At 59.0% G+C, this 12,979-nt stretch carries 11 protein-coding genes; 10 read left to right on the plus strand and 1 reads right to left on the minus strand.

What is annotated here, in order from left to right; all coding sequences use genetic code 11:
• Nucleotides 1-5: 5 nt before the first annotated feature.
• The 6 genes from LAO20_15500 (at nt 6) to LAO20_15525 (ending at nt 6,668) form a co-directional block, all read left to right on the plus strand.
• Nucleotides 6-1,181 carry an AAA family ATPase gene (locus LAO20_15500; GenBank protein ID MBZ5532834.1) on the plus strand — a complete coding sequence of 392 codons (1,176 nt, stop codon included), beginning with the start codon at nt 6-8 and terminating at the stop codon, nt 1,179-1,181.
• 12 nt (nt 1,182-1,193) lie between these two features.
• Nucleotides 1,194-2,489, plus strand: coding sequence for a CpaF family protein (locus LAO20_15505; protein MBZ5532835.1), 1,296 nt, complete (start codon nt 1,194-1,196; stop codon nt 2,487-2,489).
• A gap of 8 nt (nt 2,490-2,497) precedes the next feature.
• Nucleotides 2,498-3,463 carry a type II secretion system F family protein gene (locus LAO20_15510; protein MBZ5532836.1) on the plus strand — a complete coding sequence of 322 codons (966 nt, stop codon included), beginning with the start codon at nt 2,498-2,500 and terminating at the stop codon, nt 3,461-3,463.
• A gap of 2 nt (nt 3,464-3,465) precedes the next feature.
• Complete coding sequence (locus tag LAO20_15515; GenBank protein ID MBZ5532837.1) at nt 3,466-4,377, plus strand: type II secretion system F family protein; 912 nt, start codon at nt 3,466-3,468, stop codon at nt 4,375-4,377.
• Between the two features lie 94 nt (nt 4,378-4,471).
• Complete coding sequence (locus tag LAO20_15520; protein ID MBZ5532838.1) at nt 4,472-4,882, plus strand: DUF192 domain-containing protein; 411 nt, start codon at nt 4,472-4,474, stop codon at nt 4,880-4,882.
• Nucleotides 4,854-6,668: an energy transducer TonB gene (locus LAO20_15525; GenBank protein MBZ5532839.1), complete on the plus strand. Its 1,815-nt coding sequence runs from the start codon at nt 4,854-4,856 to the stop codon at nt 6,666-6,668. Before LAO20_15520 ends, LAO20_15525 begins: the two co-directional genes overlap by 29 nt.
• Before the next feature lie 137 nt (nt 6,669-6,805).
• Here LAO20_15525 and LAO20_15530 read toward each other — a convergent pair whose 3' ends face one another.
• Nucleotides 6,806-7,960, minus strand: a complete 1,155-nt coding sequence (locus tag LAO20_15530) for a patatin-like phospholipase family protein (protein ID MBZ5532840.1) — start codon at nt 7,958-7,960, stop codon at nt 6,806-6,808.
• Between the two features lie 356 nt (nt 7,961-8,316).
• Between LAO20_15530 and LAO20_15535 the strand changes: the two genes are divergently transcribed.
• The 4 genes from LAO20_15535 (at nt 8,317) to LAO20_15550 (ending at nt 12,973) form a co-directional block, all read left to right on the plus strand.
• Nucleotides 8,317-9,144: a cytochrome c3 family protein gene (locus LAO20_15535; protein ID MBZ5532841.1), complete on the plus strand. Its 828-nt coding sequence runs from the start codon at nt 8,317-8,319 to the stop codon at nt 9,142-9,144.
• Between the two features lie 9 nt (nt 9,145-9,153).
• On the plus strand, nt 9,154-10,215 hold the full coding sequence (locus LAO20_15540) for a hypothetical protein (protein ID MBZ5532842.1): 1,062 nt from the start codon (nt 9,154-9,156) through the stop codon (nt 10,213-10,215).
• A gap of 105 nt (nt 10,216-10,320) precedes the next feature.
• Nucleotides 10,321-11,013, plus strand: coding sequence for a hypothetical protein (locus tag LAO20_15545; protein ID MBZ5532843.1), 693 nt, complete (start codon nt 10,321-10,323; stop codon nt 11,011-11,013).
• Between the two features lie 73 nt (nt 11,014-11,086).
• Nucleotides 11,087-12,973 (plus strand): hypothetical protein, encoded by a 1,887-nt coding sequence (locus tag LAO20_15550; GenBank protein ID MBZ5532844.1) that lies wholly within the window; start codon nt 11,087-11,089, stop codon nt 12,971-12,973.
• Nucleotides 12,974-12,979 lie beyond the last annotated feature (6 nt).

Consider the following 12,979-nt stretch of genomic DNA (forward strand, 5'->3'; position numbering starts at 1 on the left):
TAGTCATGCCAGAACTTTCGGTTGTCGTACTTACTACGGATGAAGACCAAAAAGCCCTCCTGCAGGTGCTTGCGGATGGCACCGCAATCGCGAGGATGAGTCATTCATTCGGCGCCTATCCGCAAAGCAGCGAAGATCCCGTGGCGCGCCGTATCCAGGAATTGGGGTCTGACGTGGTGATCGTGGATCTGGTGCCTCACGATACGCCCGCGGCGCTGCGCACCATCGAAATGCTTCACGCGACCTGCCCCAAGTCTGCGATTTTCGCCGTGGGCGAGATGAGCCAATCGCAGCTCATCGTCAATGCCATGCGCGCGGGCGCGCAAGAATTCCTGCCGCGTCCCACCACCATTGAGCATCTGTTGGATGCGTTTCACCGCCTGGTTTCTTCGCAACGCAAGGTCCGGTTTCCCGGAGTGCGGGGCCGCGTCTTTGTGGTGTTGAGCGCCAAAGGCGGCAGCGGAGCCACCACCGTGGCCGTGAACCTGGCGCTGGCCCTGGCAGCAAAACACGCCAGCACCGCCCTGCTGGACATGGCGCCGCTGGGCAACGTGTCACTCCACCTCAACGTAAAACCAGCGTTCACCATGCTGGACGCGCTGCAGAATCTGCACCGCCTGGATGGGGCGCTGCTGGACGGCTTCATGACCCGCCATGCTAGCGGCCTCCACCTCCTGGCCGGGCATCCTGGGGTCAATGCCACGGAATGCGGACCAACCGACTTTGCCCGCCTCTTTGACGTGGTGGTCAACCAATATCGCTATGTGGTGATTGATGCTTCCACGCGCCTGGATCCGGCCGTCCGCGCCTTGTGCGACCTCTCTGACAGCGTGCTGCTGGTGGCCAATCCCGATCTGGCCTGCCTGTGGAGCGCGGCCCGAATACATGAGTTTCTTGCCGGCAGTCCTGCGGAACAAAAGACCAAGCTGGTGCTGAATCGTTATAAGAAGAAGCCCTTCAGCGATTCTGACATTGAGGAAACCACGCAAACCAAGATTCTGCTGAAAATCCCCAACCAGTACGCCCTGGTTGCCGGCTCCATCGAACACGGTGTTCCCGTGGTACTGCAAAAACGCAACGATCTTGCCCGATGCTACTTCGAACTGGGCGGCCTGCTTGCCGCGGACGGACAGGAGCCGCAAGTCAGGGGCTGGCTGCTTCGGACAGCTTCATCATTATGAGGAACGAATCCAATGGCTGAGACAATCATGCTCGAAACAACCGATTTCCATCAGGTCAAGTCTGACCTGCACAGAAAGATCCTCGACCGGCTGGACCTGGCCAAACTGGGGAAAAACGCGAATGAGGCTGTCCGCGCCGAAGTGATGGTGGTCATCCGCAATGCCATCGCCGCGGAAGCCGTTCCCTTGAGCTTCAACGAACGCGAGCGCCTGTCGCGCGAGATTTTGGACGAGATTTTTGGCTATGGCCCGCTCGAGGGGCTGATGAAAGACCCCAGCATCTCTGACATTCTGGTGAACCGCCATGACCAGGTGTATATAGAGCGCGCGGGAAAGCTGGAGAAAACACAATTGAAGTTCAAGGACGACCAGCACCTGATGCAGATCATTGACCGGATTGTCTCGCAGGTCGGCCGCCGCGTGGATGAATCATCGCCCATGGTAGACGCTCGCCTTCCTGACGGTTCCCGTGTCAACGCCATTATTCCGCCCCTGGCGCTCGATGGACCGGTCTTGTCCATACGGCGTTTTGGCCGTGAACGGCTTACCGGCCAGAACCTGCTTGATAACCTCTCGCTGACCCTGCCCATGCTCGAACTGTTGAAGAACATGGTGAAAGGACGGCTTAACATCATCATTTCCGGCGGCACTGGCACAGGAAAGACGACTCTGCTCAACATCCTTTCCAGCTACATTCCAGTGACTGAGCGCGTCATCACCATTGAAGACGCGGCGGAACTGCAATTGAAGCAGGAGCACGTGGTGCGCATGGAGACGCGTCCTCCTAACATCGAAGGAAAGGGCGCGGTGCGGCAGCGGCAATTGCTCATCAACAGCCTGCGCATGAGGCCGGACCGGATCATCATCGGCGAGGTCCGCGGCGATGAAGCCCTGGACATGCTGCAAGCCATGAATACCGGTCATGACGGCTCTCTCACCACCGTCCATGCCAACTCGCCGCGGGACGCGCTCAGCCGCGTTGAGACCATGGTTTCCATGGCCAACCTCAACATTCCCGAGCGCGCGGTCCGCCAGCAGATTGCTTCCGCCATTCAAGCCGTGGTGCAGATGTCTCGCCTGGCCGACGGCACCCGGAAGATCACCAACATTTCCGAAATCACCGGCATGGAAGGCGACGTGGTTTGCATGCAGGACATCTTCCTGTTTGAGCGCCGCGGCGTAACGGAAACGGGAAAAGTAAAAGGCGTGTTCAAGACCACGGGCATTCGTCCGAGATTTTCCGAGCGCCTGATAGCCGCAGGGTTGCGACTGCCCCCGGTCCTATTCGATTCGGAGATCGCAGTCTAGGAGGCGTTATGTTTGCACTGCTCGCCATTTTATTTTTCGCCGTGATGATCGCCGTGCTGGCGATTGGCGCAGCCATGGACCGCGGCAGCAGTCAGGTCCAGGTCCTGCGGGACCGGCTCAAAGCCGTCGAGGCCGCATCCCGCCGGACCCCTACAGCTGAACTGGAGATCTTGCGCGACGAACTGCTGAGCGGCATTCCCGCGCTCAACAAAATGCTGAGCAACTGGTCTTTCAGCACGCGGCTGCAGTTGCTGCTGGAGCAGGCCGACCTGAAGCTGCGGGCGGGAAAGTTCCTGCTGGTGTGCGCTTGCGCCGGCGGCTTCGGTTTCAGCGTCACCCATTTTGCCACCGATTCGGTGCTCTTTGCCGCGGGCGGCCTCATCGCGGGAGTCACCATTCCCTTCGTGTGGGTCCTGTTCCTTCGCCACCGGCGCTTCAGAAAGTTCGAAGTGATGTTCCCTCAGGCCATCGAGTTGTTGGTCAGGTCATCGCGCGCCGGCCATCCTTTTACCACGGCGCTGGAGATGATCGGGACCGAGTTGCCCGAGCCGGTTGCCGGCGAGTTCCGCAGGATATTCGACGAGCAGAAGTTCGGTTTGCCGCTGCGGGACGCGTTGTTCAACCTTTCGGAACGCATGCCCCTGATTGACGTGAAGTTTCTGGTCACCGCGCTGTTGCTGCAGCGCGAAACCGGCGGCAACCTGGCGGAAATCCTGGACAAGCTGTCTTACGTGATACGCGAGCGCTTCCGCATCCTGCGCCAGGTGCGGGTATTTACCGCTCAGGGAAGGATGACAATGATTGTGCTGATGATCCTTCCGCCAGGAATCGTGACCCTCATGGCGCTGGTGAACCCAGGGTTCATGAAGCCCCTGCTCTATGACCCACTAGGACACATCCTGATCGCTCTCGGGATCAGCTTGCAGGTGATCGGCTTTCTGTTCATCCGCCGGATCATCGAGATCAAGGTGTAATCATGATTACCTCTGTGCTTCTCATCGCGTTCTTCTTGTCGCTGACCGTGGCCATCTTTACTCTGGCATCGGCGGCCGTGGTCCCAGCCAACGGCGTACGGGAGCGGTTGCAGGTCCTGCTGGGCCGGCACCTCCGGCGCTCTCCGCGAGCGGACGTTCAACAGCGGGCAGAACAGGCCCTGGAGCCTCTGAGCCGGATGCTACCGCGCTCCGCAGCGGACACATCGCGGACCCGTAGCTGGCTCATCCAAGCGGGAATGCGTGATCCTCGCTACCTCACCATGTATTACGGGTTGCGCTTCCTCGGGCTACTTGGCGGCATCGCCATTGCGGGAGGCCTGACTCGATTCCGCTCTGACCGGTTGCTGCTGGTGCTGTGTGCGGGCATCTTCGGCTACTTCCTGCCCCGTTTCCTGCTCAAACGCCGAATCCGGGCGCGCCAGCGGGCCATTGAACTGGGCCTGCCGGATGCTCTTGACCTGGCGGTGATCTGCGTTGAAGCGGGGCTCAGCCTGGACCATTCGCTGCAAAGAATTGGTGAGGAATTAAGACTCGTGCATCCCGAGCTTAGCGATGAGTTCCAGTACATCACTCTGGAGGTCCAGGCCGGGAAAACGCGGGCCGAGGCGCTTCGGAACTTCGCCGCGCGCGTGAACATTGACGACGTGCGCGCTCTGGTGGCCGTCCTGCTGCAGACCGACCGTTTCGGCACCAGCATCGCACAGGCGTTGCGCGTGCATTCTGACGCTTTACGCGTGGAGCGCCGTCAGCGCGCCGAAGAGGCCGCCGCCAAGACCACCATCAAAATGGTGCCCATCCTGGTGTTCTTTGTGTTTCCACCGATATTCTTCGTCACCCTCGGACCAGCCGTCATTCAACTGATCCGAACCGTGCTGCCGGAGCTGAACAAGTAATGATCAACCTGACCCAACTCGTTATTTTGCTCGTGATCATCGCGATTGTCATCGCTGCGTACGGCCTGCGAGAAAGAACCTGAGAGGAGATTCCTTGGCCACTGACAAAACAGGTTACGCATTCAATGTGACGCGCCAGGCGTTCCTGGCTACCGACTTGCGCGTTGCCGACACGCACTTTCAGCGATTGCTTGGGCTCATGGGAACCGCCGGCTCAACTTTCCACAGTGGACTCGGGCTTTGGATCAGACCATGCCACGGCGTCCATACCATGTTTATGCGTTTTCCGATTGACGTTTTGTACCTGGATCGGGAGAGCCGGGTGATTCGCGTGGAGGACAACGTGCGTCCCTGGCGGGTAGCGCCCGTCATCATAGAATCCGCAACCGTGCTTGAGTTGCCGGCACATACCGCATGGAACACGGGAACCAAAGTTGGAGACGTGATCGAGATCAAGTCCACCGCAAAGGACGCCCATGGCGAGCCCCGCCTTCGTTCCGCCTAGAGCCGCTAAGCGAGCGACGCCGATACCGGCAGTCACCTTGCTCGTGTGCCTGCCTTCCCGGTGGAAGGAATTTCCCGGCAACTTGCGCGCGGCGTTGCAACCGCGACGCGCTCCGCTGAAGATTGAGCGCAAGATTGGCCAGATATCGCCGCGCTGGCTCTCGGCCTCCGCTTCTGTTCATGTCCTTATTATTGCGATCTTGGTGTGGGCCCTCCCCCGGCTCCCGCTGGATTGGCCCGTGGTATTGGACGAACACCCCAGCAACTACACTGCAATTTACTATCAAGCGCCTTCACTGCCGCAGATGGAAGACAGCCGCGGAAGCGCGCCTTCGACCGCGTCGTCGAACAGCCAAGAGTTTTTTCATCCCACGCAGACCATCCGGATTTCTCGCGGGTCAGTAATCAAAAACAAGGTGGTTGACGCGCCCGACCCCGCCCTGGCGCGCGTAAAGGGACCTACGGCCAATCTTCTCTCAATCATTCAGGCGCCGTTGTCTGGTATGCCCCAACTACAGGCGCAGCCCCAGCCCGTGGAGTTGCAAAACGTGCAGTCGAAGATTGCGCGGCCGGCGAAGCGGGCTGAGCCACAACCGGTGGCTGAACTGTCGCAGTTGGGAAATGCAGCCAACTCTTTGCCCCGCATTCCCACAGCTCAGTCATCTTCCCTGCCTCAGTTGCAGGCGCAGCCCGTTGAGCTGCAAAACGTGCAGTCGAAGATTGCGCTACCAGCGAAAAGGGTTGAACGACAATCGGGGGCTGAACTGTCGCAGTTGGGAAATACATCCAACTCGTTGCCCCGTATTCCCGCAGCTTATCCTTCCCTGCCTCAGTTGCAGGCGCAGCCCGTTGAGTTACAAAAGGTGCAGTCGAAAATCGCCCGGCCGGCGAAGGCGACTGAAGCACAGCCGGCAGCTGATCTATCACAACTGAGAAACACAGCCGGTACAAGTGGGCTTCCGACTGTGGTTATCTCAACGCAGCCTGGCAACGTTATCGCCGTGCCCGCCGATGGAACTCCGGGTTCGCTGGCCATGTCTCCCCAGGGCCGTCAACATCCGGGACTGGCGGGAGACAATGGCGTCACGACGCGCAGCGCTGCTCCTAGTCCTGGCGCAGCTGGCAGCAGCCATGGCGCGGCCAAACCCCATGGGGAACCCGGATCAGACGCAACGTCCGGCGCAGGCAGCCCAGGAGGCGCCGCCACCGGCGCTCCCAATCTCAGCCCTGGAGTGACCGTGCACGGCGGCGTGGTCTCGCTGGACAGGTTTGGCGGAGAGACACCTTCTCCGCAAGCAGGCGTGGTTTCCCTCGACAGCTTCGGCCCCAAGCTTCCGCCGCCCGCTGAACGGCGCAACCCGGCTGATCCGCCACGAAAACCCGCACCGATCGTAGTGGTTGCTACCGGGCGTTCCGGCGGCGGCCTGAACTCCTATGGAACCTTCAAAAACCAGATGGTCTACACCATCTACTTCCAGACAGCGGCAGGCATGGCGACTTTCCAATTTGCCGAACACGATTCTTCAGCCAGGTACAGGGGCGAGCTCACCCCGCCTGATCCGCTGAGCACGGACGTTCCTACGGCCACACGCGGCCCAGGCATTGTGCTTTCTTGTCTGCTCGACGCCACCGGACATGTTCAGAACGCGCGCGTGGTGGAAGGTGTCTCCCCGTACAGCCAAACCGTGCTCGAAGCCGTTCGCACCTGGCGCTTCCATCCCGCGCTCAATGCCGGCCAGCCGGTGGCCATTGACGCTCTCATTGGAATCGGCATCAGCGTGCGATGAAGTCCGCTCCCAATTTGGTTGCGGAGGGTGAATGATTCCGCTGTCACCTAAGCAATACCGCCTGTGGCAGGACTCCAGGTTGTGTTCTCGGGGTGTTTCTCTTGACCATAGCTTGTCCCTCCATGCCCCGGCTCGTTCTAAATGCCTGCTGCTGGGTAGGGGAAGCCTTTCGGCGCAGGTATCTTCGAGTCCAGGTGCTTCCGCAATGCTGCATCGCAAACTGCATAGCCCCAGTTCACCAGACGCTGTTTCAGGATTTGACCGATGGCCTTCAAACGTGTGGGAGTGTTGGCCAGTTCCGTCGTGCGGTCGAGCGGGCAGTTCATCGCGTCAGCTAACTCGTAGTCCGCAATGTCCGTCCTGATGCCCCAGTAAGTGCCATCACGCTGTTTGCTTTCGAACGACCCGACAACCCACCGTTTGCGAAGGCTGCCCACCTGGTTGTCCAGCAGTTCCAGAATTCGGACCGCATGTTGCACCCAGTCTTTATGCGGGTTCGCGTCGTCCGCTGTTGCTCCGCCGCCGTCAGACACCAGAATGGTTTGGTACTCCTTCCAGGCCGTTTCCAGGCCAAGGTTGTCATACACCCCGCCATCGCTCAGGATCACGTCAGTATTGAAGGGCGGCTTCTGCAGATCGCCGGCCGTTGCAGGGTCAAAGTCCTGAGGATGAACTTTCAGTTCCACCGGAGACAGCACGGGCGGAAAGGCGGACGACGCGCCCACAGCCACCGCCAGTTGCACTGTGGGATTCTTGATGAGACCCACGCGGTAGTCGCCCATATACGGCTTGCTGAAGCGCCACAATACTTTGGTTTGCACGTTGGTGGCGTTGATGACAAATCGAGGACCTTCATTGTCCGAAGGCAGGTCCTGCAGCGTGGCGTGCCCATACAAGTGGCTGCGATACGCGTCGGCAATTTCGTCAGAAATGCTCTTGAAGGGATTAAGAATGCCTCCCAGAACGGAAGCCACGTCCAGTGTCTGGCCGGCCAGGTCCAACACCGGGTTGATCACCAGGTCGAGCAGGTTCGTCGCTGTGGCTTGGCCATCGAAGCTGAGTTTTTTCCATTGCAGTCCCAGCATGCCGGCCGTGATGGATCCGCCGGAGACGCTGGAAATGCGGCTCAGTTTTTTCAGCAAACCTGCTTCATTCAGCCGCCATAGCGATCCCAAATGGAAGACCATGGCTCTGTATCCGCCACCTGAGAGACAAAGAGCCATTCCCGGGCGTGGTTGTTTCGTTGCATCTCCGGGAATCTCACGTATTGGTTGAAGGTTTGAAGTGGCCATTGGAGTACTCCTTCGTCCGACGTTGTCATTGACACTTGTACGTTACACCCCGGGGAGGAAATCTGCATCTTCCAACCGCCAGAACACGCACCGACTGCCGCCCTGAATGGTTGACTGGCATCACAGCCAACCGTGACCGGAGTCACAGTTACGTTGGTAAAGAAAGGTTAACAATCACAAGTTAATTGCCGTGCCAGATTGACGGCGGTGGCAGCGAGTGCTGAAGACAATGATGGTTTGGGGAAAACCAGTTAAGCAATGATTTATTGAACGCAATTCTTATAAATGTCCTCCTTACTAGGGCTGAGTTTTTCCCGCTTGGATTGTTGACCCGCTGCCTTGGGGGAAAAGCTGTGATGCGGTCCTACAGGCCGTTGCTGCTTACGCTGGTTCTGATGCTGGCCGGCGCGGTCCGTGCCCAGGCGGGCGAACATCCCGTGCCCCTCGAGAAGAACGTAGATGCCGCCAAGTGTCTGGAATGTCACGAAGACAAGACCAAAGGACCGCACGTTCACAGCGCCATCTCCACCGGCTGTACCACCTGTCACGAAGTCAAAGTGGTGGACAAAGACACCACCAACGTTGATCTGATCGCGCCCAAAGAAGAACTCTGCTTCACCTGCCACGAAAAAGCCAAGAACCCCACCCTCCACGGGCCCTATGAAAAAGGTGGCTGCGTGTACTGTCATGATCCCCACGTGAGCGACTTTGACAAACAGCTGCGCGCCGAGGGTAACAAGCTTTGTCTCGAGTGTCACCAGGACCGTCGCATCACCGGCACGCTCGCCTTGTTCAAGACCGCGCATGAATTACCGGAAAGCGAATTTCAGGAGATTCCTAAGATCGGCCTGGATCCGACTTTGAAGTTCGGTCACCCCATGGGAACGCACAAAGTCGCCGACGCCCCTGATCCGCTTCACCCCGGCGCGAAGATCTCCTGCCTCACCTGCCATGAGAACCATGCTTCGGACCGGGAGAAGCTGGTCCGTACCACCGAATTCAAAGGCAAGAAGATGGACGTTTGCGACGCCTGTCACTCAGCCAACGATGAGGCGAGCATGGCGGTAGCCCAGAAGCGAACCGACGAGCAGGAGGCGCAACGCCAGAAAGAACAAAAGTCGCTTTCCAAGCAGCCCATTGCCATGCCGCAAAAATCCATTCAGCCGGGGAGCAAGAAACCTTGAGATGAGCCTATGAAACTAAGAACAAAATCCGCCCGACTCGTGCAGTTGACCGTTGTGGTTCTCGCGCTGGCCGGTTTGCTGGCCGCGGCCGACAAACCTAAGCCGCAGGCCGCGCCCCCTGCCCCCGCCCAGCTCATCTGGCCCCTGCCTCCGGAAAAGCCGCGCGTGAAATTTCTCCAGGAGCTGAGCAACAACTTCGATATCGAGACAAGAAAGAAGAAGTCCTGGGTGGACAAGGTGGTCGGCAACGGCGACCCCAACGTTAGCGAGTACTTTGAAAAGCCGGCGGGTATTGTCACGGACTCGCATGGGCGCGTTATCTTTGCCTCCACGCAGCGTTCCACGGTTTTTATCATTGACCAAGCGCAAAAGAAAATCACCCGGCTGCAAGGGGACCGGGGCATCATGCTGCAGACGCCGCTCGGCGTGGCCATTGACGCGCAGGACAACCTGTTCGTTTCCGACCCCTTCCAGCACATGGTCCTCAAGTTTGATCCCAACGGACATCTGGTCGCGACCATCGCCGGCCAGGAAGGCGTGAAGAACCCAACTTTCATGGCGATTGATGAAGGTCGTCGCCGCCTGTATGTGGTGGATTCCCACCTGCACCAGGTGCTGGTGTTCGATCTGGACACTTTGAAACTGAAACACACGGTAGGCAAGCGCGGCGAGAAGAACGGCGAGTTCAACTTTCCCGTGGGCATTGCTGTGGCGGCCAACGGCAGCTTCGCTGTGACCGACACTGGAAGCTGTTCCGTCCAGATCTTCACTCCCGAATTCAAATTTGTGCGGCGCTTTGGCAAGCAGGGCGACCGTCCCGGCGAGTTCATCCGGCCCAAAGGCGTGGCCATTGATAGCGAAGGCAACTACTGGGTGGTGGACGCGGCCTTCAATAATTTTCAAATTTTCAGTCCCAAAGGCGACTTGCTGATGTGGGTCGGCCAGTTCGGCAACGTGCCTGGGGCCTTCAATCTTCCAATGGGGATCTACATAGACAAGAGCCAGAAAGTCTACGTGAGTGACCAGTTGAACCATCGCGTGCAGATTTTCCAGTTCCTCGGAGGGAGCTAATAAGTTTCTGTTCGAACTGTCCGTCGACGGAACTGTGGCAGCCGGGCTCGGTTGCGACAGATCTAGAACAAGGGGTACGCAGTAATTGATCTTTAGGAGGTCATTATGAAATTGAGAGCTAGGGTCGGTCTGCTGGCTTTAGTGGTGTGCATCAGCCTCACGGCGAATGCCGCCCGGGCCCCCAAATCGGCTGTCTTCGGTTCCGCCCATGATTTCAAGACGCAATTGGGAGGCGCCAGCTACACGCTTTGCAACTTCTGCCACGTTGCCCATAAATTCGGCAGCGCGCCAACCGGTCCCGGCTATTTGCTGTGGAACCACACCCTGTCCAGCACGGCCAGCTATGGCGTTTACACCAGTGACAGCATGCGCTCCACTCCCTCTGACCTTGGCGGCCAGATGGTGGTAAGCAATCTGTGCCTGAGCTGCCATGACGGCACCGTGGCCATTAACTCCTGGTATGAAGGCCAACTTGCCAAGAACTTCCAACCGCTGCCGCAGGGCACGCTCTTCATGCCCGATGACATGACGGTAAGGGATTTGACCAAGCAGCACCCGATCAATTTCCCGTATCCGGATGCCACCACGGCTGCCGCCATCGGCATTCAGCCCGCCGCCGACCAGTTCTCGATTGACGGCAACGGCAATGTGCCTCTCTTCCAGGGAAGAATGCAGTGTGCCACCTGCCATGATCCTCATGCAGGCCCCAGCGCCGGAGTCAGCTTGTTCTTCCGGACGTTCCCCAGCACACCAGCGCAGACCCTGACGGGGTCATTCTGCGTATATTGCCACCTGTAAGAAGCACACACGGAGGGGGCCAACGGGCCTCGCAAACCAAAAGCCCCCTCCGTATTTTTTTTGGCTTGGGCTGATGAGGAACGACCTTCAAATTCGGCATTGGCTGCTTACCACCGCGCTGGTGTTTGTCTGCGGCACTGTGGCCGGCGCGCAATACCAATATCCAGGCTATGAGGCCCCGCGCTGGCACCTCAACGGATTTGGCGGTTTCGATATTACCCACACCACGCAAAGCACCACGCCCTCCGCTACCGAAACCAGCCAGCTCTTTCCTCTCGGAGACCTGCGGCTGAACAGCGACGGCTTTCTTCTTGATCCCAAGTTTCTGCATCTCAACGCGGCGTTCGACTACCAGAAGGGCGCCAACACTTCAGAGCGGGGGGACCTGGGAACAGGCGGCACCAACATTGCGGTCAGCAGCATCTTTCTGCCCAGGAGCCACGTGCCGTTTCGCGCCAGCTACACCAAGACCAACCACGGCGTGACCGGGCTGGGACTGGACCAGAATGACGACAATTCCCGGCTGGACCTGCAGTGGAGCATGCTCTTCCCCAGGCTGCCGCAGCTCAATGTGTCCTTTCAGAAGTACAGCAACACGGTTCACGTGCCTTCGTCCTTCGCCGACCGCAGCAGTAACGACATGGCCTTCAACACCGGGCTGTCCGATTCCTGGAAGGAGTGGCGCTGGGCGGGAAACTTTTCCATAGGCAGTGGGAACTCCACAGGCGTCTCGCAAATCAGCCTGAACAGCCCGTTCGATAATTCCACCCGCGCCGGCGCTTTTCACCTGAGCCGCGGTTTCTGGGACAACAAAGCGCGCCTGTCTTTTGAAAACCGCGAGGTATGGCGCCGCGACCATCTGGGAGGCGACGGCACCAGCAAGAGCAGTGAACTCACCAACAACGCGAACTTTAACCTGCAGGTCACCCAGCATGTATCCGTGGACGCCGGTTATGGTTTTTCGCAACTGGATTTTCAGGGTGACGGCTTCGGCAACGTGCTGGTTCCCGGCGGCGGGACGGTGCAGGTGGTTTCTTTCGCGTCCAGCACCTCCAACTCTGTCAACGGACGCGTGGACTACCATCCTCTGGACTGGCTGCGCTTCACGGAAGAAGTTCGTACCGCGCTTTTCACGCCGGCAGCAGGCGTGGCGGAAAGCCGGACGTCCTTTACCGAGATGGCGTCCTCCATCGCTGCCAACCATCGCTGGCGCAGCCTGGAACTGAGCGGCGCCTATACCGGCCGCTTTCAGCTTTCCGGCACCACGTTGGACCATGCGCCCGATTCATGGTCCAACAGTTTCAACGGACGCGTGGGCTGGGGCGACGCCCGCTATGTCCGTTTGACCGCGGCCGCCCAGGACACGCATCTCAATCTGGTGGAACAGATCGGCGGATTTACCGACGAAAAACGCCTTGGCATGGAAGTGGAAACCCATCGCATCAAGTTCTTCCGGCTGCGCAGCAGCGCGGAATATTCCAACGTGGAGCTGCTGAACATCAGCGGCAATACGCGCACCAAGATGACGTCATTCTCCCTGCAAGCGGACCAGCGGCGCTTCACCGTGGCCTTCAACAAATCCTTCATGGACGGCGCTGGTGCACTCTTCCCTGACGGCCTGATTGACCGCACGTTCCTGGTGGTTCCGCTGCCCATCAACGCCCTGCTGGCCACTCCTTTGCTCAACCGCACCACCCACACGCAGACCGTGAGTCTGATCGGCCGGCCGCGCCGCCGGCTGGATGTGGCCGTGGCGTGGCGCAAGGAAGACACGCGCTTGGTCAATTCGGAGCAGACTTTCAACATCTTGCAGGCGGACGCCCGTTACCGTCTGGGCAAGTTTTCGCTGGAAGGCGGCTACTCCCGCAACATAAATGACGTGACAGTTGTCACAGGCCCTTCCGGCACTCGTTTGGCACTCTGGTACTTCCGCATTGGGCGGGATTTCAGGGTCTTTTGAAAGGGC

Source organism: Terriglobia bacterium (assembly GCA_020072815.1).
In the GTDB taxonomy this organism is placed as follows: Bacteria; Acidobacteriota; Terriglobia; order Terriglobales; family Acidobacteriaceae; genus Angelobacter.

Excerpts from the sequence above, each read along its gene's own strand:
- LAO20_15505 (MBZ5532835.1), top strand. The coding sequence starts at position 1,194 with ATGGCTGAGACAATCATGCTCGAAACAACCGATTTCCATCAGGTCAAG.
- LAO20_15515 (MBZ5532837.1), top strand. The coding sequence starts at position 3,466 with ATGATTACCTCTGTGCTTCTCATCGCGTTCTTCTTGTCGCTGACCGTG.
- LAO20_15525 (MBZ5532839.1), top strand. The coding sequence starts at position 4,854 with ATGGCGAGCCCCGCCTTCGTTCCGCCTAGAGCCGCTAAGCGAGCGACG.
- LAO20_15535 (MBZ5532841.1), top strand. The coding sequence starts at position 8,317 with ATGCGGTCCTACAGGCCGTTGCTGCTTACGCTGGTTCTGATGCTGGCC.
- LAO20_15540 (MBZ5532842.1), top strand. The coding sequence starts at position 9,154 with ATGAAACTAAGAACAAAATCCGCCCGACTCGTGCAGTTGACCGTTGTG.
- LAO20_15545 (MBZ5532843.1), top strand. The coding sequence starts at position 10,321 with ATGAAATTGAGAGCTAGGGTCGGTCTGCTGGCTTTAGTGGTGTGCATC.
- LAO20_15500 (MBZ5532834.1), top strand. The coding sequence starts at position 6 with ATGCCAGAACTTTCGGTTGTCGTACTTACTACGGATGAAGACCAAAAA.
- LAO20_15550 (MBZ5532844.1), top strand. The coding sequence starts at position 11,087 with ATGAGGAACGACCTTCAAATTCGGCATTGGCTGCTTACCACCGCGCTG.
- LAO20_15510 (MBZ5532836.1), top strand. The coding sequence starts at position 2,498 with ATGTTTGCACTGCTCGCCATTTTATTTTTCGCCGTGATGATCGCCGTG.
- LAO20_15530 (MBZ5532840.1), bottom strand. The coding sequence starts at position 7,960 with ATGGCCACTTCAAACCTTCAACCAATACGTGAGATTCCCGGAGATGCA.